The sequence below is a fragment of the Citrobacter sp. Cf072 genome (assembly GCF_030334485.1).
Lineage (GTDB): Bacteria > Pseudomonadota > Gammaproteobacteria > Enterobacterales > Enterobacteriaceae > Citrobacter > Citrobacter freundii.
Genome location: NZ_JAOWDX010000035.1, coordinates 137,980 through 160,562, shown reverse-complemented (window position 1 = coordinate 160,562; position 22,583 = coordinate 137,980). Strand labels below are relative to the sequence as shown.

The 22,583-nt window shown below is 52.1% G+C and carries 22 protein-coding genes; 11 read left to right on the top strand and 11 right to left on the bottom strand.

Annotated elements, in window-relative coordinates; translation table 11 throughout:
• Positions 1 to 32: 32 nt before the first annotated feature.
• From OGX66_RS04800 to phoU, 7 genes are all read left to right on the top strand, one after another.
• Positions 33 to 2,504 (top strand): fimbria/pilus outer membrane usher protein, encoded by a 2,472-nt coding sequence (locus OGX66_RS04800; RefSeq protein WP_225990926.1) that lies wholly within the window; start codon positions 33 to 35, stop codon positions 2,502 to 2,504.
• Positions 2,491 to 3,558 (top strand): fimbrial protein, encoded by a 1,068-nt coding sequence (locus OGX66_RS04795; protein ID WP_088902915.1) that lies wholly within the window; start codon positions 2,491 to 2,493, stop codon positions 3,556 to 3,558. Before OGX66_RS04800 ends, OGX66_RS04795 begins: the two co-directional genes overlap by 14 nt.
• A 253-nt stretch (positions 3,559 to 3,811) precedes the next feature.
• Positions 3,812 to 4,852 (top strand): phosphate ABC transporter substrate-binding protein PstS, encoded by a 1,041-nt coding sequence (pstS, locus tag OGX66_RS04790; RefSeq protein WP_003023814.1) that lies wholly within the window; start codon positions 3,812 to 3,814, stop codon positions 4,850 to 4,852.
• 144 nt (positions 4,853 to 4,996) lie between these two features.
• Positions 4,997 to 5,956, top strand: coding sequence for a phosphate ABC transporter permease PstC (gene pstC / locus OGX66_RS04785; protein WP_003023817.1), 960 nt, complete (start codon positions 4,997 to 4,999; stop codon positions 5,954 to 5,956).
• Positions 5,956 to 6,846, top strand: coding sequence for a phosphate ABC transporter permease PstA (gene pstA, locus OGX66_RS04780; protein WP_003023819.1), 891 nt, complete (start codon positions 5,956 to 5,958; stop codon positions 6,844 to 6,846). The genes pstC and pstA overlap by 1 nt, the downstream gene beginning before the upstream one ends.
• 46 nt (positions 6,847 to 6,892) lie before the next feature.
• Positions 6,893 to 7,666, top strand: a complete 774-nt coding sequence (gene pstB / locus OGX66_RS04775) for a phosphate ABC transporter ATP-binding protein PstB (RefSeq protein ID WP_003023821.1) — start codon at positions 6,893 to 6,895, stop codon at positions 7,664 to 7,666.
• A gap of 14 nt (positions 7,667 to 7,680) precedes the next feature.
• Positions 7,681 to 8,406: a phosphate signaling complex protein PhoU gene (gene phoU / locus OGX66_RS04770; RefSeq protein ID WP_003023824.1), complete on the top strand. Its 726-nt coding sequence runs from the start codon at positions 7,681 to 7,683 to the stop codon at positions 8,404 to 8,406.
• Between the two features lie 84 nt (positions 8,407 to 8,490).
• On the opposite strand, the gene yieH is transcribed toward phoU, so the two are convergent.
• A complete protein-coding gene (gene yieH / locus OGX66_RS04765; protein WP_003840584.1) occupies positions 8,491 to 9,156 on the bottom strand; it encodes a 6-phosphogluconate phosphatase in 666 nt (221 codons plus the stop codon).
• 167 nt (positions 9,157 to 9,323) lie between these two features.
• Between yieH and adeP the strand changes: the two genes are divergently transcribed.
• Positions 9,324 to 10,661 carry an adenine permease AdeP gene (gene adeP / locus OGX66_RS04760; protein WP_003023830.1) on the top strand — a complete coding sequence of 446 codons (1,338 nt, stop codon included), beginning with the start codon at positions 9,324 to 9,326 and terminating at the stop codon, positions 10,659 to 10,661.
• Between the two features lie 54 nt (positions 10,662 to 10,715).
• Here adeP and OGX66_RS04755 read toward each other — a convergent pair whose 3' ends face one another.
• The 10 genes from OGX66_RS04755 to OGX66_RS24585 form a co-directional block, all read right to left on the bottom strand.
• Positions 10,716 to 11,282 (bottom strand): NADPH-dependent FMN reductase, encoded by a 567-nt coding sequence (locus tag OGX66_RS04755; protein WP_003023832.1) that lies wholly within the window; start codon positions 11,280 to 11,282, stop codon positions 10,716 to 10,718.
• A gap of 30 nt (positions 11,283 to 11,312) precedes the next feature.
• Positions 11,313 to 12,059, bottom strand: a complete 747-nt coding sequence (locus tag OGX66_RS04750; RefSeq protein WP_048217017.1) for a 4'-phosphopantetheinyl transferase family protein — start codon at positions 12,057 to 12,059, stop codon at positions 11,313 to 11,315.
• A 166-nt stretch (positions 12,060 to 12,225) separates the two neighbouring features.
• Entirely contained in the window at positions 12,226 to 13,185 is a 960-nt protein-coding gene (gene yidZ, locus OGX66_RS04745; RefSeq protein WP_003023837.1) for an HTH-type transcriptional regulator YidZ, read from the bottom strand.
• Positions 13,154 to 14,335 (bottom strand): MFS transporter, encoded by a 1,182-nt coding sequence (locus OGX66_RS04740; protein WP_003840591.1) that lies wholly within the window; start codon positions 14,333 to 14,335, stop codon positions 13,154 to 13,156. The genes yidZ and OGX66_RS04740 overlap by 32 nt, the downstream gene beginning before the upstream one ends.
• A gap of 182 nt (positions 14,336 to 14,517) precedes the next feature.
• Complete coding sequence (gene mnmE / locus OGX66_RS04735; RefSeq protein WP_003844431.1) at positions 14,518 to 15,882, bottom strand: tRNA uridine-5-carboxymethylaminomethyl(34) synthesis GTPase MnmE; 1,365 nt, start codon at positions 15,880 to 15,882, stop codon at positions 14,518 to 14,520.
• 105 nt (positions 15,883 to 15,987) lie between these two features.
• Complete coding sequence (yidC, locus tag OGX66_RS04730; protein ID WP_003023844.1) at positions 15,988 to 17,634, bottom strand: membrane protein insertase YidC; 1,647 nt, start codon at positions 17,632 to 17,634, stop codon at positions 15,988 to 15,990.
• Positions 17,635 to 17,636: 2 nt separating this feature from the next.
• Entirely contained in the window at positions 17,637 to 17,894 is a 258-nt protein-coding gene (yidD, locus tag OGX66_RS04725) for a membrane protein insertion efficiency factor YidD (RefSeq protein WP_003023846.1), read from the bottom strand.
• On the bottom strand, positions 17,858 to 18,217 hold the full coding sequence (rnpA, locus tag OGX66_RS04720; RefSeq protein WP_088902917.1) for a ribonuclease P protein component: 360 nt from the start codon (positions 18,215 to 18,217) through the stop codon (positions 17,858 to 17,860). The genes yidD and rnpA overlap by 37 nt, the downstream gene beginning before the upstream one ends.
• A 17-nt stretch (positions 18,218 to 18,234) precedes the next feature.
• Entirely contained in the window at positions 18,235 to 18,375 is a 141-nt protein-coding gene (rpmH, locus tag OGX66_RS04715; protein ID WP_003023858.1) for a 50S ribosomal protein L34, read from the bottom strand.
• 228 nt (positions 18,376 to 18,603) lie between these two features.
• The gene (locus OGX66_RS24585; RefSeq protein WP_418222139.1) at positions 18,604 to 18,684 is read right to left on the bottom strand and encodes a hypothetical protein; all 81 of its coding nucleotides are present in this window, start codon (positions 18,682 to 18,684) and stop codon (positions 18,604 to 18,606) included.
• Positions 18,685 to 18,981: 297 nt separating this feature from the next.
• On the opposite strand from OGX66_RS24585, the gene dnaA reads away from it, so the two are divergent.
• From dnaA to recF, 3 genes are read left to right on the top strand one after another with little or no spacing between them, the layout of a single operon-like run.
• Positions 18,982 to 20,385: a chromosomal replication initiator protein DnaA gene (gene dnaA / locus OGX66_RS04710; RefSeq protein ID WP_003023861.1), complete on the top strand. Its 1,404-nt coding sequence runs from the start codon at positions 18,982 to 18,984 to the stop codon at positions 20,383 to 20,385.
• Between the two features lie 4 nt (positions 20,386 to 20,389).
• Positions 20,390 to 21,490, top strand: coding sequence for a DNA polymerase III subunit beta (gene dnaN / locus OGX66_RS04705; protein WP_003023863.1), 1,101 nt, complete (start codon positions 20,390 to 20,392; stop codon positions 21,488 to 21,490).
• Positions 21,490 to 22,563, top strand: coding sequence for a DNA replication/repair protein RecF (gene recF, locus OGX66_RS04700; protein ID WP_003023865.1), 1,074 nt, complete (start codon positions 21,490 to 21,492; stop codon positions 22,561 to 22,563). Before dnaN ends, recF begins: the two co-directional genes overlap by 1 nt.
• The last annotated feature ends 20 nt before the right edge of the window (positions 22,564 to 22,583 follow it).

Below are 22,583 nucleotides of genomic sequence, written 5' to 3'. Positions count from 1 at the left end.
GTCGTTATTTCATACTGGTTTCCGGCGTTTTTATGAGCGCTACTTTTCAGAGTATGGCGCAGGATTCATTATTTAACCCGAATCTTCTGGAGATCGATCACCCGGTTAATGTCGATATCCGTCAGTTTAACCGCTCAAATGCGCTTCCTCCGGGTAATTATAAGGTTGATGTAATCGTTAATGGTCGTTTTTTTGAACGACAGGATATTAAATTTATTCAGAACTCACCGGAAGGGGAGCTTCACCCCTGCTTTATTGCCATAAAGGATGTTTTATCTTCCTATGGTGTAAAAGTTAATGCGCTGAAGGAACTGAATGAGGCTGATAGTGAAGCGTGTATCAATCCGGTTCCCTTGATCGATGGCTCATCGTGGTTTTTTGATGCTAACAAACTGGCGTTGAATATTTCTGTTCCACAAATTTATCTGGATAGTTCGGCGGCTGATTATATCAGCCCCTCCCGCTGGGATCAGGGGATTAATGCGCTGATGGTTAACTATGATTTCTCCGGGGCACACACATTAAAATCCAATTATGACTCCTCTGAGGATGACAGCTATTACCTCAACTTACGCAACGGTTTGAATATCGGTGCCTGGCGGCTACGTAACTACAGCACCTTAAACGCGACGGAAAACAGTACTGAATACCACTCTATCAGTAGCTACGTTCAGCGAGATATTGCCGCGCTGCGTAGCCAGATTATGCTGGGTGATACCTGGACGGCGAGTGATGTTTTTGACAGCACGCAAATCCGTGGGGCACGGTTGTATACCGACGACGATATGTTGCCATCCAGCCAGAATGGCTTTGCGCCAATAGTTCGTGGTATCGCTAAAAGCAACGCGACGGTGATTATTCGGCAGAATAATTATGTTATTTATCAGTCTGCTGTACCGCAAGGGGCTTTTGAGATCACCGATCTTAACACCACCAGCGGCGGCGGCGATCTGGATGTGACCATCAAAGAGGAGGATGGCAGCGAGCAGCACTTTACCCAGCCGTATGCCTCGCTTGCCATTCTGAAACGTGAAGGGCAAACCGATGTGGACATTAGCGTCGGTGAAATACGCGATGAGAGCGGCTTTACGCCCAATGTGCTACAGGCTCAGGTTCTCCATGGTTTGCCGTGGGGGCTCACGCTGTATGGCGGTACACAGGTCGCGAATGATTATGCTTCTGCGGCAATGGGGATGGGTAAGGATATGGGCTCGCTCGGTGCGCTGTCATTGGATGTGACTCACGCGCATGCCAACTTTGACGATGGCGACGATGAAACCGGGCAATCTTATCGCTTTCTCTATTCTAAGCGTTTCGATGAAACCGATACGAATTTCCGTCTGGTTGGATACCGTTACTCCACGGAAGGATATTACACGCTCAATGAATGGGCATCCCGGCAGAATAATGATGAAGATTTCTGGATGACTGGTAACCGACGTAGCCGTATTGAAGGGACGTGGTCGCAATCTTTTGCCCGGGGCTACGGTAATATTTATCTGACGTTGAGTCGACAACAGTACTGGAAAACGGATGACGTCGAGAAATTGGTTCAGTTTGGTTATGCCAACACCTGGCGGCGTATTTCGTGGAACGTTTCCTGGAACTACACCGATTCTGTCAATCGTTATGGAAGCAGTCAGTCTTATGATGATGAGAACGATCATGAGCATATTTTTATGCTGTCGGTTTCGGTTCCGCTCTCTGGTTGGCTGGAAAACAGCTACGTCAACTATTCGCTGACGCAAAATAACCATAATGACAGCACGATGCAGGTTGGATTGGGCGGTACCGCACTGGAAGGACATAACCTTGCCTATAACGTCCAGGAGTCATGGGTTAGCAATCCAGAAGACAGCTATAGCAGTAATGCCAGCCTGAATTACGACGGTACTTATGGATCTGTCAACGGCAGCTATGCCTATAGTCAGGATTCACAGCGCCTTAACTACGGAGTTAGGGGCGGTATTCTGGTTCACAGCGGCGGCATTACTTTTTCGCAAGAGCTAGGAGAAACGGTGGCGCTGGTTGAAGCGCCGGGGGCAGATGGCCTCTCTGTGGAGAACGCCACCGGCGTATCCACCGACTGGCGAGGCTATACGGTAAAAACGCAAATGAATCCGTATGATGAAAACCGGGTGGCGATCAACAGTAATTATTTCTCGCGCGCTAATGTCGAACTGGAAAATACCGTTGTCAATCTGGTACCTACGCGCGGCGCTGTGGTGAAAGCGACGTTTGTCACTCATGTTGGTTATCGTGTGCTGTTTACGGTAGCGATGCCAGATGGTAAACCCGCGCCATTTGGCGCTATGGCCTCGGCGGATCTAGAGTCCGGCACGGTAACGGGGATTGTAGGTGATAATGGTGAGCTTTATTTATCCGGAATGCCGGCAGAAGGTCATTTTACGATTACGGGTAATCTGGGCACCTGTTCTGCACATTACCATTTTCCTGAACCGAAAAATAATGAACTGATTCAGGTTAAAGTTGGCTGCAAATAAAAAGGATATTGATTTGAGACTGGTTATCTGTTTTATATTTATAACGTCCGCTATTTTTTGCAAAAATCTATTAGCCGCCGATTTTTATTGTGAGGCTGATGGTGGAACGCATCATAGTATATTAACATTCCCAAATAAAACAATTAGTGCAACTCAAAATAAAAGTGGGCAAACATTTGAGCAGCATGTTGATAATGATGATAAATATCATGGGTTTTGCTACTGTACCAACAATTTCAACTATGTTTATTATACTGCCGTGGAAAATCCCTCGTTAGATAAATCAGGGGTTCGGAGTAATATACAATATTATAATCTTAATGAGTATTTGGATGTAGGGATCTCCATCGCTATTCTCGGTAGAGGTTATATTAATGTTCCTTTTTCCAATCAACCTAACAATCCTGATGGTAAAAATACATGTACCAATAATAAAAAAATAGCGAATTTTGATAGTGGATCAGATGCGATTGTTTATTTTTATGTCAAGGAACCATTTATTGGCAAAATGATTATTCCAACTATGTTGATGGCTTCTTTGTATGGTAAAACGAACGCCACTGGTGCAGATAGTCCTACTCCGTTAGCCGATGTCTATATCCAGGGGGATATTACCGCTCCACAGGAGTGTGAAGTTAATGGAGGGCAAGTGATTGAAGTCAATTTTGAAAAAATACCCGCCTCCGAATTTTCATCGACGCCGGGTGCGGCGATTACCAGCCGTAAAATTCCGATAAAGGCATCGGTTAAATGTACGGGAATGGCGGCTGGGCAAGATGTTGAAGTTTCGCTACATGCGACGCAGACGGCGACATCGCCCACAATGTTACAGACATCAAACGACGATGTTGGAATCAAGATTTATGATGAATACGATAAAGAAGTTGATGTGAACGGCGGGCGCATGGAAACAGATATGGGAAAACGTTCGCGTTTGGGTGAAGAAGATGGCGAGTTCAATTTCTCTGCCGCACCCGGTAGCGCCACCGGTGCCAGGCCAAAGCCCGGTACCTTTAGCGCCAATGCTACGATCATCATGGAAATTAAAAACTAATCCTCCTCAGGCAACGGCTGTTTATGACAGCCGTTGTCATATTTACCATCCGAATCCCAACGCATCAAAAATTTTATGACAAAAAAAATGAAAGCTAATTGATTTATTTTTGTTATTTTTCAATGCTTTATATTTTATGTTGTTGCTGTCATAAAACTGTCATATTTCGTACATTTAACTGTCACCTGTTTGTCCTATTTTGCTCACAGTAGCAACTCAAACAACGATTTACGAAAACCGTGCAGGAGACATTATGAAAGTTATGCGTACCACTGTCGCAACTGTTGTCGCCGCGACCTTATCCATGAGCGCGTTCTCTGCGTTTGCAGCAGCGAGCCTGACAGGTGCAGGTGCAACCTTCCCTGCGCCAGTGTATGCCAAATGGGCAGATACCTATCAGAAAGAGACCGGTAGCAAAGTAAACTACCAGGGTATCGGCTCCTCCGGTGGTGTAAAACAAATTACGGCCAATACCGTTGATTTCGGCGCTTCTGATGCACCGCTGTCTGACGAAAAACTGGCGCAAGAAGGTCTGTTCCAGTTCCCGACCGTGATCGGTGGCGTAGTGCTGGCTGTGAACATCCCGGGCCTGAAATCCGGCGAGCTGGTGCTGGACGGTAAAACGCTGGGTGACATCTACCTCGGTAAAATTAAGAAGTGGGATGATGAAGCCATCACCAAACTGAACCCGGGTCTGAAGCTGCCTTCACAGAATATCGCCGTTGTGCGTCGCGCTGACGGTTCCGGTACTTCCTTCGTTTTCACCAGCTACCTGGCAAAAGTAAACGAAGAGTGGAAATCTAAAATTGGTTCCGGCTCTACTGTGAACTGGCCGACCGGTCTGGGCGGTAAAGGTAACGACGGTATCGCTGCGTTCGTACAGCGTCTGCCGGGTTCTATCGGTTACGTTGAGTACGCTTACGCTAAGCAGAACAACCTGGCGTACACCAAGCTGGTCTCTGCTGATGGCAAACCGGTAAGCCCGACAGAAGAGAGCTTTGCTAACGCCGCAAAAGGCGCTGACTGGAGCAAAACTTTCGCTCAGGATCTGACTAACCAGAAAGGTGACGACGCGTGGCCAATCACTTCCACCACCTTCATCCTGGTCCATAAAGAGTCGAAGAAACCAGAGCAGAGCGCAGAAGTGCTGAAGTTCTTCGACTGGGCGTACAAAAATGGCGGCAAACAGGCTAACGACCTGGATTACGCTAGCCTGCCGGACAGCGTGGTTGAGCAGGTTCGTGCTGCATGGAAGACCAACGTGAAAGACAGCAGCGGTAAAGCGCTGTACTAATAGAATATCTTTAACGAGTTGGCGGATGGCGCTACGCTTATCCGCCCTACGGTTTCGACTGTAGGCCCGCTTTGTAGGCCGGATAAGCGTAGCGCCATCCGGCATGGGCAACTTCGTAAACGCGTTTAACTTAAAGAGTGATTTATGGCTGCAACCAAGCCTGCTTTTAACCCACCGGGTAAAAAGGGTGACATGATCTTCAGCGCGCTGGTAAGACTGGCTGCGCTGATTGTGCTATTGATGTTGGGTGGCATTATTGTCTCTCTGGTTATCTCCTCCTGGCCAAGCATTCAGAAATTTGGTTTCTCCTTTCTGTGGACCAAAGACTGGGATGCGCCAAACGATATCTACGGTGCCTTAGTACCGATTTACGGTACGCTGGTTACCTCACTTATTGCACTGCTGATTGCCGTTCCGGTGAGTTTCGGCATTGCGCTGTTCCTGACTGAACTTGCACCTGGCTGGCTGCGTCGCCCGCTGGGCATCGCTATTGAACTGCTGGCGGCAATTCCGAGTATCGTGTACGGCATGTGGGGGCTGTTTATCTTTGCCCCGCTGTTTGCGACTTATTTCCAGGAGCCGGTCGGAAACATCCTTTCCAACATTCCGTTTGTTGGCGCACTGTTCTCCGGCCCGGCTTTTGGTATCGGTATTCTGGCGGCTGGCGTGATCCTCGCCATCATGATCATCCCGTACATTGCGGCGGTTATGCGTGATGTGTTCGAACAAACGCCGGTACTGATGAAAGAGTCAGCCTACGGCATCGGCTGTACCACCTGGGAAGTTATCTGGCGCATCGTCCTGCCGTTCACCAAAAATGGCGTGATCGGCGGCGTGATGTTGGGGCTGGGCCGCGCACTGGGTGAAACCATGGCGGTGACCTTTATCATCGGTAACACCTACCAGCTCGACAGTGCCTCGCTGTACATGCCGGGCAACAGTATTACCTCTGCGCTGGCGAATGAATTTGCCGAAGCGGAATCTGGGCTGCACGTTGCCGCGTTGATGGAGCTGGGTCTGATTCTGTTTGTGATCACCTTCATCGTGCTGGCTGCGTCTAAGTTCATGATCATGCGCCTTGCGAAGAACGAGGGGGCACGCTAATGGCTACGCTTGAAATGCAAAACACCGCTCAGCTTGCGGAATCCCGCCGTAAAATGCAGGCGCGTCGTCGTCTGAAAAACCGCATCGCGCTGACGCTCTCTATGGCGACCATGGCGTTCGGTCTGTTCTGGCTCATTTGGATCCTGATGTCCACGATCACCCGCGGTATTGACGGTATGTCGCTGGCGCTGTTCACCGAAATGACGCCGCCGCCGAATACGGCGGGTGGTGGTCTGGCGAACGCCCTGGCCGGTAGCGGTCTGTTGATTCTGTGGGCGACCGTGTTTGGTACCCCGCTCGGCATTATGGCGGGTATCTACCTGGCGGAGTATGGGCGTAAGTCCTGGCTGGCTGAGGTCATCCGCTTTATCAATGACATTCTGCTTTCTGCGCCATCCATCGTGGTCGGTCTGTTCGTTTACACCATCGTGGTAGCAAAAATGGAGCATTTCTCCGGCTGGGCGGGCGTGATCGCGCTGGCGCTGCTGCAGGTGCCCATTGTTATTCGTACCACAGAGAACATGCTCAAGCTGGTGCCAGATAGCCTGCGTGAAGCCGCCTATGCACTGGGTACGCCGAAATGGAAGATGATTTCTGCGATCACCCTGAAGGCATCTGTCTCGGGGATCATTACAGGTGTTCTGTTAGCAATTGCTCGTATCGCAGGTGAAACGGCTCCGCTGCTGTTTACGTCGCTCTCCAACCAGTTCTGGAGCACTGACATGATGCAGCCTATCGCCAACCTGCCGGTCACTATCTTTAAGTTTGCGATGAGCCCGTTTGCTGAGTGGCAGCAACTGGCCTGGGCCGGGGTACTGATTATTACTCTGTGCGTACTGCTGCTGAACATTCTGGCGCGCGTCATTTTCGCGAAGAAGAAACACGGTTAATTTTTACGGCGTGGCTGATGCGGCGCCGGATGAGGAAAAGATTGAAATGAGTATGGTTGATACTGCCCCAGGTAAGATTCAGGTTCGTGATTTGAACTTCTACTATGGCAAATTCCATGCCCTGAAGAACATCAACCTGGATATTGCTAAAAACCAGGTAACGGCGTTTATCGGGCCTTCTGGCTGTGGTAAATCGACGCTGCTGCGTACGTTCAACAAAATGTTTGAACTGTACCCGGAGCAACGTGCGGAAGGTGAAATTCTGCTGGATGGCGACAATATTCTCACCAATACCCAGGATATCGCTCTGCTGCGTGCCAAAGTGGGCATGGTATTCCAGAAGCCCACGCCGTTCCCGATGTCCATCTACGACAACATCGCTTTTGGCGTACGTCTGTTTGAGAAACTCTCGCGTGCGGATATGGACGAACGCGTGCAGTGGGCATTGACCAAGGCCGCATTGTGGAATGAAACCAAAGATAAATTACACCAGAGCGGGTACTCTCTCTCGGGTGGTCAGCAGCAGCGACTGTGTATTGCGCGTGGCATCGCCATTCGCCCGGAAGTGCTTCTGCTTGATGAGCCATGTTCAGCGCTCGACCCTATTTCTACCGGGCGTATCGAAGAGCTGATCACTGAGCTGAAAGAGGATTACACCGTCGTTATCGTTACCCACAACATGCAGCAGGCTGCGCGTTGTTCCGATCACACGGCATTTATGTACCTGGGCGAGTTGATTGAGTTCAGTAACACGGACGATCTGTTCACCAAGCCCGCGAAGAAACAAACTGAAGATTACATCACCGGTCGTTACGGCTGATTCAGGAGCTTGTTGTGGATAACCTTAACCTTAATAAACATATTTCCGGCCAGTTCAATGCAGAGCTGGAAAGCATCCGTACCCAGGTGATGACCATGGGCGGCATGGTCGAGCAGCAGCTTTCTGATGCAATCACGGCGATGCACAACCAGGACAGCGAGCTGGCGAAGCGCGTCATTGAAGGCGATAAGAACGTCAACATGATGGAGGTGGCGATCGACGAAGCCTGCGTACGCATCATCGCCAAGCGTCAACCGACAGCGAGCGACCTGCGTCTGGTGATGGCGATTATCAAAACCATCGCTGAGCTGGAACGTATTGGCGACGTGGCAGATAAAATTTGCCGCACCGCGCTGGAGAAGTTCTCGCAACAACACCAGCCGCTGCTGGTAAGTCTGGAGTCGCTGGGTCGTCACACCGTGCAGATGCTGCACGACGTGTTGGATGCGTTTGCGCGTATGGATCTCGACGAAGCGGTACGTATTTATCGCGAAGATAAGAAAGTCGACCAGGAGTATGAAGGCATCGTGCGTCAGCTGATGACTTATATGATGGAAGACCCACGTACCATTCCAAGCGTGCTGACCGCGCTGTTCTGCGCACGTTCCATCGAACGTATCGGTGACCGCTGCCAGAATATCTGCGAATACATCTTCTATTTCGTGAAGGGACAAGACTTCCGTCACGTGGGCGGCGATGAGCTGGATAAGCTGCTGGCGGGCAAAGATCCTAAAGAGTGATAAAAACGTAGAAAGTAGGCCGGATAAGCGTTAGCGCCATCCGGCAATTGCCCGGTGGCGCAAGCTTACCGGGCCTACAAAAAATTACCGGGTAATATCCCAACCCCGTGCCTTCCACAATTCCGGCAACTGTGTCAGATCGGTAAAGGTCGTGACTTTTGGATGATCGATCGGTTTGTTATGCGGATCGGCGCAGAAGTAGAACACTTCCATCCCCGCCGCAATCCCCGCCTGCGCGCCTGCGCTGGAATCATCAACCAGAATGCAGTTCTCAACATTAACGTCCATTGCTTTTGCCGCATGGAACATTAGGGCCGGATCGGGCTTCCAGCGTTGGATATCGTAGCCGCTGAACAGTAAATCAGGAAAATGGTGCAACATGCCCAGCTTACCCAGCGAATGCTGCATTTTGCTGACCGGACCGTTAGACACCACGCACATTGGCACAGCCATGCTGTCCAGCAGCGTGTGCGCACCAGCAATGACTTCCAGCTCGGTATCGAACAGACGTGCGACCTCAGCGCGGTAAACCGGTTCTAAATCGGCTTTTGCCAGTTCGACACCGTGCTCTTCGTTGATAATGTCGATGATCTCGTACAGCTTTACCCCCTTGAAGCGTTTGAAAATTTCTTCAAGATCGAGCGTAATGCCAAACGCCTGGAACATGCTGACATACGCGCGAGAACAAATCACTTCACTGTCGACAAGGGTACCGTCACAGTCAAAAAATACGGCTTCTATCTGGGACATGTCATTTCCGTTTTAACAAGTTTAACGTTTTCGTAATGCATTATTGGGCGACGCAATCGTTGCCGTATAAGCAAAATCAATGAAAAAAGTTGCTCATAACCCAACCCTATTGTCGCATTTTGGTATAGGATAGCGACGAATTTTCCCTCCTTGTTCGGAAATTGATAATGAGTCAACAACACACAACCCAGGCTTCTGGCCAGGGGATGCTGGAACGCGTGTTCAAACTGCGCGAACATGGCACGACGGCACGGACCGAAGTGATCGCCGGTTTAACCACCTTCCTGACGATGGTGTATATCGTTTTTGTTAACCCGCAAATTCTTGGCGTGGCTGGCATGGATACCAGCGCAGTCTTTGTTACCACCTGCCTTATTGCTGCCTTTGGTAGCATCCTGATGGGGCTATTTGCTAACCTGCCGGTCGCACTTGCGCCTGCTATGGGCCTGAATGCATTTTTCGCTTTCGTGGTCGTCGGCGCGATGGGCCTGTCATGGCAGATCGGTATGGGGGCTATCTTCTGGGGCGCGGTAGGTCTGCTGCTGCTGACCATTTTCCGCGTACGTTACTGGATGATCGCCAATATCCCGGTGAGCCTGCGAGTGGGGATCACCAGTGGTATCGGTCTGTTCATCGGCATGATGGGGCTGAAAAACGCAGGTGTTATCGTCGCCAACAAAGACACGCTGGTGTCTATCGGTAACCTGACGTCCCACAGCGTACTTCTCGGTATTCTGGGCTTCTTTATCATCGCGATTCTGGCGTCACGTAATATTCATGCGGCGGTGCTGATTTCCATCATTGTAACCACGCTGCTGGGCTGGATGCTGGGCGATGTCCATTACAACGGTATCGTTTCTGCGCCGCCGAGCGTGATGTCCGTTATCGGACATGTCGATCTGGCCGGTTCGTTTAACATTGGCCTGGCGGGTGTGATTTTCTCGTTCATGCTGGTCAACCTGTTTGACTCCTCCGGTACGCTGATTGGCGTGACGGATAAAGCCGGTCTGGCGGACGCGAAGGGCAAGTTCCCACGCATGAAGCAGGCGCTGTATGTGGATAGCGTGTCGTCGGTTACCGGGGCGTTTATCGGGACTTCTTCCGTTACTGCCTATATTGAATCCTCTTCCGGGGTGTCGGTTGGTGGCCGTACCGGCCTGACTGCAGTCGTCGTTGGCCTGCTGTTCCTGCTGGTTATCTTCCTGTCGCCGCTGGCGGGAATGGTACCGGGCTATGCAGCTGCAGGTGCGCTGATTTACGTTGGTGTCCTGATGACATCAAGCCTGTCACGCGTGAAGTGGGATGATCTGACTGAAGCGGTTCCGGCGTTTATTACCGCCGTGATGATGCCGTTTAGCTTCTCAATTACCGAAGGTATTGCGCTGGGCTTTATCTCTTACTGCGTGATGAAAATCGGTACTGGACGTTTCCGCGATCTCAGCCCGTGCGTCATCGTTGTCGCGCTGCTGTTTGTGCTGAAGATTGTGTTTATCGACGCGCACTAAAATATCGGTCTGGACAACTGCCCGCCAGGCATCGTTGCTGGCGGGCTTTTTCTTTTAGGCTTTCACGCGTTGGATGTAGTCGCCAAATGCGGTCAACTGGCCGGTCAGATGGTCCAGCGTGCTTTGGTCAATCACTTCACCCGTCTGCGGATCCACCTTGTTTTGAATGACCCCGCCCATAAATTCCGGCTTGTTCATTACCATGGCGTCGAGGAACACCAGGATTTGACGCAGATGGTACTGGCAGCGCGCGCCGCCAATGGCACCCATGGAGCTGGTCTGGATCAGCACCGGTTTGCCGGATAATGGCTGATCGGGCAGGCGAGACAGCCAGTCGATGGCGTTCTTCAGTCCGCCCGGAACAGAATAGTTATATTCAGGTGTGACGATGACGACACCGTCAGCCTTTCTGATTTGCTCAGCCAGTGCTTCTACGCTGGCCGGAAAACCTTCTTCCTGCTGGAGATCGGCATCGTACAGTGGGATATCACCAATCGACGGTAACGCGCTCACTTCCATTCCTGCGGGAGCAATCTTGGGCAGTGTACGGGCAACCATTCCATTAAACGAACCTTTGCGCAGACTTCCCAGTAACGTAACAACATTCAATGTTTCAGACATGGTGACTCCTGTTTCATCATAAAGGTTAAATCAAAGCGTATGGCTTTTCGCTGCGCATAATTGAGAGAACCGGATCAGACGACCCGTTGGCTCATTGGCGCGAGTCTGGATATCAGGCAAACTTTTCCAGTCCTGCTGACCATCAAACTCCCAAACCTTGAGTTTTTCAATGGCTGGCGAAACCGCAACCGACCACACCAGCACATCTTCCGCGTCGCAAATGGCTTCAATCTGCGCAACATGGGCACATTTCAGGCGTCCTGCGCCGGGTAAAAGCTGGAGTTCGCGCGGATCGTCATTGCATACATCGCCGGTGAGTTTGAGTACGCTCTGGCGCAATGTAATGAGCTGCGCGCGCGCTTCATTGGGGTCGTTTTGATTATTGATCCACAGGTTTTCGTTACTGGAGAAGCGCCACATTTCCGCTGAATTTGGATTGTTAAACCCGCGGGTTGCCCGCTGAAGTTCCATATCCAGGCCGCACGTTCCTTCAGTCGTTAGCACAACGCCGACGATATTCCCGGCATAAGAGATCGAAAATCCCGGTAGATTCTTATCGCGAAAAACGGGCTTACCTTTCGCCTCAGTAACAATCTCAGGCAACGTGCTGGTGCCGTAAAGCATGAACATCAGTTCGGCGAGAAGACTTCGGGAGGCCAGGAAGCGTGTTCGGCGATGAGCGGGCAGATCTCTTGCTTCGATATGGCATGGAGAAGGGAGGCGAGCTGATACCAGGTGTCCCTCCGTAAGAATCCCTCTGGCAAAATGTGTCGCCATTTTTCGCTCCGTGATTAATGGTCCGTGATTATCACCAGAGTAACATTTACACGGCTTCCGGGCAGGCTTTGCTGCCCAAAAAGTAAGCGGAAATGGGATACATTACGCGATATTTACATTTCTGTTGCCAGAATGGTCGATTTTGAAACACCAAAATGACGGATCGTCAGGATATATCGCGATAAAGCGCCTTGATCGTGTCTTTTAGCCAGACGATCTTAGGATTGTGGCTGTTGCGTTTATGCCAAAGAAGAGTAAACGGTACGCGCATTTTTTCCAGTTGCGCTGTATCAAATGGCATCGGCCGCGCAACGAGTGGAAGCTGGTGGAGTTGGTTATAACGCTGGCAATAAACCGGTGCGGTGGCAATCAGCGCGTGATCCGGCTGCGCTGCCATAAACAGCGATTGCTCAAAACCAGGCAGACATAACGCGATATTGCGTGCGCGCCCCATTTCTTGCAGGACTTCATCCAGCGCCCAGGTATCGCTTTGCTCCCAGCTAATGCTGATGTGCGGATAGCGCAGAAAGGTGTCCAGATTCCACTCTTCCTGCAGTGCGGGATGATCTTCACGTAGCCAGACGCAGGGCAGATCGGAAAACAGCACTTCATGGTCGATCGACAATGGCAACAAACTCAGCAGTTCTCGCGAACGCGGATGACTTTCGCGTCCGGTAAAGCCAATATCCACTTCACCGCGAATAATGGCATCCAGCGAATCATAGTCCCAGTTGCGTATTTTGATCGTCGCCTGAGGATAGCGCTGGTAAATCTGCCGGGAGAGCGCGTTGAACATGATCATCACCAGCGGCGTTTCGGCCACCAGATCAAACTTCAGCCCGCGCGGCGATTCATGGTGCGGCTTATCGAGCAGCTGATTGCCCATCTGCATCCATTCAGCCAGGCTCTGCTCCATGCTGACCATCAGCGGCGTCGGCGATAGCCCCAGCGGGGTGTTCACAAACAAGGGATCGTCAAACCAGGCCCGCAGCTTCGACAGCGACTTACTGACCGCCGACGGAGTGACGTTCATCCGTTTAGCGGTTTTAGTGACGCTGCGTTCCTGCATCAACAACTGCAGGCAGAGCAATAAATTAAGATCGAGACTGCTGAGGGATTTCTTCATGAGTTGGCGCGGACCGGTTAGGTGCAACAGTGATAATCAGCATGATACTCACTATGCTACAGCCAATCAGAATCCCGATCAGCATATTCAGCGCATCAAGGCCAAGAACAGCCGCCAGCCAAATCCACAGCGAGGAACCGCAAACCTGTGCAATACCTAATGCCGAGCTGGCGACGCCCGCGCGCAGCGAGAACGGTCCCAGCGCCTGGCTCATCGCAACACCGAAACCGACCGAGAATCCGGCGCAGATTAAGGTTAACCCGAACAACGTTACCGCGTGTGAAGTAGCAAGGGTTAACACCACGCCAGCACACAGAAACAGCACCTGCGAGGTCAGCATCATAACGCGAGGCTTAAACACGCTCAGGGCGAATGGCGTAGAGAAAGAGACTGCCATACTGATGCCAGCGGTCATGGCCATGGTAGTGGCGTACTCGCCGCGGTCGAAGCCCATCACTTCCATCAGCAGCACCGGAGACGTATTCACGAAGGTCAGGATCACCGACACGCTAAGGGTGGTAATGGCCAGACGGCTTAAGAAAAAGCGGTTTACCAGTGATTCGGTTGTGTGGTTCTTTTCCATCGTCGCCATAAGCGTTGCTGGGCGCGATTCTCGCAGGACAAATACCGACAGCAGGCAAACAGCCACACCCATTCCCATCATCGTGTAGAACAGGCTCTGCCACGGGTATTTGAGCATGATCAGATGCCCCATCACCGGAGCCAGCACCGGCACGATACAGGTAATACCGTTCAACAACGACAGTACCTTCGCCCGGCGACGATCGTCGAGCGTATCGCGCAGAATAGCGAAAGCCACCACATAGCAGCAGCCGGCGCCCACACCCTGAATAAAGCGGCCTACCAGGAACGGCGTACCGCTCTCGGCAAATGAACACAGCGCAGAGGCGAAAATAAAGATGAGTGCACCGACAATAGCGACTGGTTTACGTCCTGACTGGTCGGCAACTTTTCCGGCGAAAAGCATCGCCGTCGCCATTCCCGCCAGATAAACCGAAAACGCGATATGCAGTTGCGCCTCGCTGGCCTGTAGATCGGCCGCAATACGGGGCAGCCCCACCAGATACATATCAATACCGGCAGGATAAAGAAGAACCAGGGCGAAACTGCAGATTAGAAAGCGTGTCATAGCGACCTCATGAGAAATGTGGCGCTAAGCATACGGTCAGAGAGTCAACTGCACGAGTTGCCATTTGGACAACAGTGATTTCCGCATGGGAAATTATTGTTGCCGGATGGCGGTGTAAACGCCTTATCCGGCCTACAGGGCCTGTAGGCCCGGCAAGCATCGCGCCACCGGGCAACACAACGTTACTTACCAATACAGAAACTGGAGAAAATTCGTCCCAGCAGATCGTCGGAGGTAAATTCCCCGGTGATCTCACTGAGGTTCTGCTGCGCCAGACGTAGCTCCTCTGCCAGCAATTCTCCGGCCCATGCGCCGAGAAGTTGGGCTTTACCCTGCTCAAGATGCTCCGCCGCTTCTGCCAGTGCCTGCAGGTGACGACGACGCGCCAGGAAGCCACCTTCCATATTGGTTTCAAAGCCCATGCTCTGTTTGAGATGGTTACGCAGTACGTCAACACCTTCACCGGTACGTGCGGAGAGACGAACCAGTGAGTGGCCATTTACTTCGCTAAGGCCCAGCGTCTCACCGGTAATATCCGCTTTGTTACGCACCACGGTAATCGGCAGTTTGGCTGGCAGACGGGCAATAAAGTCTGGCCAGATGTCAGCTGGGTCCACGGCGTCGGTGGTGGTGCCATCCACCATAAACAGCACACGGTCGGCTTGTTCGATTTCCTGCCAGGCACGTTCGATACCGATGCGTTCAACTTCATCGCTGGCATCGCGCAAACCGGCGGTGTCGATGATGTGTAGCGGCATACCGTCGATATGAATATGCTCACGCAGTACGTCGCGAGTCGTCCCCGCAATGTCGGTCACAATAGCCGCCTCACGGCCTGCCAGCGCGTTCAGCAGGCTCGATTTCCCGGCGTTAGGGCGACCGGCAATGACTACCTTCATCCCTTCGCGCAGCAGGCTACCCTGACGCGCTTCGGCACGTACGGCATCAAGATCGCTGATAACACTATTGAGCTGCGCTTCAATCTTGCCGTCAGACAGGAAGTCGATTTCTTCATCCGGGAAGTCGATCGCCGCTTCGACATAGATGCGCAGGTGAGTGAGTGCTTCCACAAGATGATTTACCCGTGCGGAAAATGCGCCCTGCAACGAGTTCAGCGCCGAGCGAGCGGCTTGCTCCGAGCTGGCATCGATCAGGTCGGCAATCGCCTCTGCCTGGGCTAAATCGAGCTTATCATTGAGAAACGCGCGCTCGGAGAATTCACCGGGTCTGGCAATGCGCAGCCCGGGAATCGTCAAAATACGTTTGAGCAGCAGGTCAAGAATCACCGGACCTCCGTGGCCCTGAAGCTCTAAAACGTCTTCGCCGGTAAAGGAGTTCGGGCCGGGGAACCACAGGGCAATCCCCTGATCCAGCGTGCTGCCATCCGCGTCTTTAAACGGCAGATAATCGGCGTAACGCGGTTTGGGTAGTTTCCCCAGTACGGTTTCGGCGACCTCACGCGCCTTCAGGCCGGAGATACGCAGGATACCCACGCCACCACGTCCCGGTGGGGTGGCCTGAGCGACGATGGTGTCGTTATGGCTCATGGTTTGTCTCTTCTTAATGCAATAAAAAAGGCGGTCTAATGACCGCCCTTTACTTTATGTTCCGTTTGCCGGATGGCGGCTTCGCCTAATCCGGCCTACACCGAATCAGGAGTTTTTCTTCTCGCGGCTATGCAGGCCACGCTTCTCCAGACCACGGTAAATCAGCTGCTGCTGAATAATGGTTACCAGGTTGCTGACGATATAGTACAGCACCAGACCTGACGGGAACCACAGGAAGAACACGGTGAAGATGACCGGCATAAAGGTCATGATCTTCTGCTGCATCGGGTCGGTTACAGTGGTCGGAGACATCTTCTGAATGAAGAACATCGTCACGCCCATCAGAATCGGCAGAATGTAGTACGGGTCCTGTGCAGACAGGTCATGGATCCACAGAGCGAACGGCGCATGACGCAGTTCAATGGAGCCCATCAGCATGTAGTACAACGCCAGGAAGATTGGCATCTGGATGATCAGCGGGAAGCAGCCGCCCAGCGGGTTAACCTTCTCAGCTTTGTACAGGGCCATCATTTCCTGGCTCTGACGCTGTTTGTCATCGCCCAGACGCTCACGCATTGCCTGAATCTTCGGCTGCAGCATACGCATCTTCGCCATGGAGGTGTACTGCGCTTTGGTCAGCGGGTACATGATGCCACGAACGATAAAGGTGATAACGATGATGGAGAAGCCCCAGTTACCCAGGAAGCTATGGATCCACTTCAGCAGTTTAAACAGCGGCTGAGAAATGAACCACAACCAGCCGTAATCCACGGTCAGATCCAGGTGCGGTGCAACGGCCGCCATTTTATCCTGAATTTCCGGGCCGACCCACAGGGTACTGGTCATTGCGCCAGTCTGGCCAGGCTGTACCAGTACCGGCTGTGACTTATAGCCGATAGCGGCAATGCCGTTACCCAGGTTAGCGGTATAGAAGTTGTTGGTGCCGTCGTTACGCGGAACCCATGCCGTTGCGAAATACTGTTGCAGCATTGCGACCCAGCCGTCTTTAGCATTGACGTTCAGGTTTTCGTTTTCAGCAATGGTGTCGAATTTGTATTTCTCATACTTCTCATCCGGCGTGGAGTACGCCGCGCCGCGGAAGGTGTGCAGCGCAAAGTTGCTGCTTCCGGTATCGCGATGAGATGGCAGATTGATGGATTGCTTCAGCTGACCAAAGGTGGAGACTTCCAGCGGTTTTTCGCCGGCGTTCTGCACGCTGTAGTTAACGTTGACAGCATATTCACCACGCTTGAGTACAAACGTTTTAGTGAATGTGTTACCCGCTGCGTCAGTATAGGTCATCGGGATCTGCAGTTCGTTCTGACCGTCAGCCAGTACAAACGCGTCTTTTTCGACGTTGTACAGCGGACGCGGGCCGTTAGCCGGGTTATCCGGGCCGTCACGACCTGTCAGGCCACTCTGTGCCTGGTAGATGAACTGTGGCGTGGTTTCCAGTAACTGGAACGGTTCGGTAGAACCGAGTTCTTTCGGGTAAGCTGGCAGTGAAGCCTGTTCCACATCACCACCACGGGTGTTGATGGTCAGATCAAGCACGTCAGTTTTAACCGTAATCAGTTTCCCCTGGCCACTGGCCGGTACGCCCTGGTCTGCGGCGCTACCCGCTGCGGTGGTCGTTGTCTGCGTGGTCTGTTGGGCCTGAGGTTGCGGGTTTTTATCCTGCTCCCAGGCTTGCCAGATCATGAAAGACACGAACAGCAAAGCGATGACTAAAAGATTGCGTTGCGAATCCATCGTTAGTGTTCTCTGGTATCAAATGGTCCGGGCGGGACGGGATCGTCACCACCAGGGTGTAAAGGGTGGCATTTTAATACGCGTTTCACCGTCAACCAACTGCCTTTTATCACTCCAAACCTGCGCAATGCCTCAATTCCGTAGCTCGAACAGGTTGGAGTGAAACGGCAATGCGGCCCAAGCAGCGGACTGATCAGGCGTTGATAGACCCGAATGAGGGCTATCAGGACCCGCGAGCCAGGCGACAATGGCGACGCCATAATTTTTCCAACGCTTCCGAGAGAGCACGGTTATCGAGGTCAGCAACCCCTTTTTTCACCACCACCACGAAATCCATTGCTGGAAGCTCGTGCTGACGTAAACGGAAGCTTTCACGCGTCAGACGTTTAATCCGATTGCGTTCATGCGCACGTTTAACATTTTTCTTGGCGACGGTAAGACCGATACGGGGATGCCCCAGCGAATTCAGGCGGCCGAGGATGGTGATTTGCGGCGTGCCAGCCCGTTGTGGCTGCTGGAAGACGAATGTGAAATGAGTGGGAGTTAACAAACGTAACTCCCTGGGAAATGCGAGCTTAACCACTCAGGGGCTAGCTTTTATTACTTAGAAACGGTCAGACGAGAACGGCCTTTAGCACGACGACGTGCCAGAACCTGACGACCATTTTTATTAGCCATACGAGCACGGAAGCCGTGAGAACGGTTGCGCTTCAGTACAGACGGTTGAAAAGTGCGTTTCATGGCGATTTCTACCTAAACTTGAATAAATTCACTGACTTTTGCGTATACCCGAACGAATTTCGAACGACTTACGCCACAGTGTGGGTGATTAAAGAGGCCGGATTGTAATAATTGTACACTCCGGAGTCAATTCTCTTTCCTTATTTCCCGCTTTTTTCCGCATGGTTTCGCGTAAAAAACAGGCAGCGTTGACGCCGTAAGGCGGCCGTTACTCGCTGGGGGTAAGAATTATACGGGCTGGTGGATAAAGCGCAAGGATCGCTCGGGATCTTTATTAGATCGTTTAAGCAGTAAAGCATCTTTACTCATTAATTTTTTCAATATGCGCGCTAAAACCTGCAGCACTTCTCCAGGATCGTTTACACTTAGCCGATTCTGGATCATCCTGTGGATAAATCGGGAAGAATCTGTGAGAAACAGAAGATCTCTTTCTCAGTTTACGCTATGATCCGCGGTCCTGATCGTTTCAATGGATCCTGATCGGGTAAAAATTGCAGATAGCAATTCGCACGTCACCCTTTGCATAGGGTCTTGTCGATGTGCGTCAACAATCATGAATGTTTCAGCCTTTGTCATTTATCGACTTTTGTTCGAGTGGAGTCCGCCGTGTCACTTTCGCTTTGGCAGCAGTGTCTTGCCCGATTGCAGGATGAGTTACCAGCCACAGAGTTCAGTATGTGGATACGCCCATTGCAGGCGGAACTGAGCGATAACACGCTGGCTTTGTACGCGCCAAACCGTTTCGTGCTCGATTGGGTAAGGGATAAATACCTTAATAATATTAATGGATTACTCAATAATTTCTGTGGAGCGGATGCCCCACAGCTGCGCTTTGAAGTCGGTACTAAACCCGTCACGCAAACGCTGAAAACGCCGGTCAACAACGTTGTTGCGCCCGCCCACGTGACTCAGCAAGTGCAACCACAACGTGCTGCTCCGGCGGCGCGTCCAGGCTGGGATAACGTCCCGGCTCCGGCAGAACCTACCTATCGTTCTAACGTCAACGTCAAACACACGTTTGATAACTTCGTTGAAGGTAAATCTAACCAACTGGCGCGCGCGGCGGCACGTCAGGTGGCGGACAATCCTGGCGGCGCCTACAATCCGTTATTCCTTTATGGCGGTACGGGCCTGGGTAAAACTCACCTGCTGCACGCTGTCGGTAACGGCATTATGGCGCGTAAGCCAAACGCCAAAGTGGTGTATATGCACTCCGAGCGTTTTGTGCAGGACATGGTCAAAGCCCTGCAAAACAACGCGATCGAAGAGTTTAAACGTTACTACCGTTCCGTTGACGCGCTGCTGATTGACGATATCCAATTCTTCGCGAATAAAGAGCGATCGCAGGAAGAGTTTTTCCACACCTTTAACGCCCTGCTGGAAGGCAATCAGCAGATCATCCTGACCTCGGATCGCTATCCGAAGGAGATCAACGGCGTTGAAGATCGTCTGAAATCCCGTTTTGGCTGGGGACTGACTGTCGCGATCGAACCGCCTGAACTGGAAACGCGTGTTGCGATCCTGATGAAAAAAGCCGACGAAAACGACATTCGTCTGCCGGGTGAAGTAGCGTTCTTTATTGCCAAGCGTCTACGCTCTAACGTACGTGAGCTGGAAGGCGCACTGAACCGCGTGATCGCCAACGCCAATTTTACCGGCCGGGCGATTACTATCGATTTCGTGCGTGAAGCGCTGCGCGATCTGCTGGCTTTGCAGGAAAAGCTGGTCACCATCGACAATATCCAGAAGACGGTGGCGGAGTATTACAAAATCAAAATTGCGGATCTGCTTTCTAAGCGTCGATCTCGCTCGGTAGCTCGTCCGCGCCAGATGGCGATGGCGCTGGCAAAAGAGCTCACTAACCACAGTCTGCCGGAAATTGGCGACGCGTTTGGTGGGCGTGACCATACTACCGTGCTTCATGCCTGCCGCAAGATTGAGCAGTTGCGTGAAGAAAGCCATGATATTAAAGAAGATTTCTCCAATTTAATCAGAACATTATCTTCGTGACGCTATGAAATTTACCGTTGAACGTGAACATTTATTAAAACCGCTTCAGCAGGTCAGCGGCCCGCTGGGTGGACGTCCTACACTGCCGATCCTCGGAAACCTGCTGCTGCAGGTTGCTGACGGCACCCTTTCGCTTACCGGTACCGATCTCGAAATGGAGATGGTGGCGCGCGTGGCGCTGATCCAGCCTCATGAACCTGGTGCGACCACCGTTCCGGCGCGTAAATTCTTCGATATTTGCCGTGGATTACCAGAAGGGGCGGAAATTGCCGTTCAACTGGAAGGCGACCGTATGCTGGTGCGTTCTGGCCGCAGCCGTTTCTCGCTGTCTACGCTGCCTGCCGCCGACTTCCCGAATCTGGACGACTGGCAGAGCGAAGTCGAATTCACCCTGCCACAGGCGACAATGAAGCGCCTGATTGAAGCCACACAGTTTTCGATGGCGCATCAGGACGTGCGTTACTACTTAAACGGCATGCTGTTTGAAACCGAAGGGGAAGAGTTGCGTACCGTGGCGACCGACGGTCACCGCCTGGCGGTCTGTTCAATGCCTGTCGGTCAGCCGTTGCCTAGCCATTCGGTGATCGTACCGCGTAAAGGTGTGATTGAACTGATGCGTATGCTCGACGGCGGCGATAACCCGCTGCGCGTGCAGATTGGCAGCAACAATATTCGTGCGCACGTTGGTGACTTCATCTTTACTTCCAAGCTGGTTGACGGTCGTTTCCCGGATTATCGCCGCGTATTGCCGAAGAATCCGGACAAACATCTGGAAGCCGGTTGCGATATCCTCAAACAGGCGTTTGCGCGTGCGGCGATTCTCTCCAACGAGAAATTCCGTGGCGTGCGTCTGTATGTCAGCGAAAACCAGCTCAAAATCACTGCCAACAACCCGGAGCAGGAAGAAGCAGAAGAAATTCTGGATGTTTCCTATCCTGGTACTGAACTGGAAATCGGCTTTAACGTTAGCTACGTACTGGACGTTCTGAACGCGCTGAAGTGCGAAAACGTGCGTATTCTGCTGACCGATTCCGTCTCCAGTGTACAAATTGAAGATGCAGCCAGCCAGAGCGCGGCTTACGTTGTTATGCCAATGAGACTGTAATGTCGCTGACCCGCCTGTTGATCCGCGATTTTCGCAATATCGAAAATGCGGATCTCGCTTTATCTCCCGGCTTTAACTTTCTGGTAGGCGCTAACGGCAGCGGCAAAACCAGCGTGCTGGAAGCTATCTATACGCTCGGCCATGGTCGGGCGTTTCGCAGTTTGCAGATTGGCCGCGTGATTCGCCACGAGCAGGAGTCGTTTGTTTTACACGGGCGTTTGCAGGGTGAAGAACGTGAGACGTCGATTGGCCTGACGAAAGACAAACTGGGTGACAGCAAAGTGCGCATTGACGGCACTGACGGGCACAAGGTCGCGGAACTGGCGCACCTGATGCCGATGCAGTTGATCACGCCTGAGGGGTTTACTTTACTCAATGGCGGCCCCAAATACAGAAGAGCATTCCTTGACTGGGGATGCTTTCACAATGAAGCCGGATTTTTCACCGCCTGGAGTAACCTGAAGCGACTGCTCAAGCAGCGCAATGCAGCGCTGCGCCAGGTGAGTCGTTATGAGCAACTGCGCCCGTGGGATAAAGAACTGATCCCACTGGCGGAACAAATCAGCACCTGGCGCGCGGAGTACAGCGCCGGTATCGCGCAGGATATGGCGGATACCTGCCAGCAGTTTCTTCCCGAGTTTTCTCTCTCCTTCTCTTTCCAGCGCGGCTGGGAGAAAGAGACAGATTACGCCGAAGTGCTGGAACGTAGTTTTGAACGCGATCGCATGTTGACCTACACCGCGCACGGTCCGCATAAGGCGGATTTCCGCATTCGCGCCGACGGTGCGCCGGTGGAAGATACGTTGTCGCGTGGGCAGCTCAAGCTGCTGATGTGCGCCTTACGTCTGGCGCAAGGGGAGTTCCTGACCCGCGAAAGCGGACGGCGCTGCCTGTACCTGATAGATGATTTTGCCTCTGAACTGGATGATGCGCGTCGCGGGCTGCTGGCCAGCCGCTTAAAAGCCACGCAATCTCAGGTCTTTGTCAGCGCAATAAGCGCTGAACACGTTATAGACATGTCCGATGAAAATTCGAAGATGTTTACCGTGGAAAAGGGTAAAATAACGGATTAACCCAAGATAAAATGAGCGAG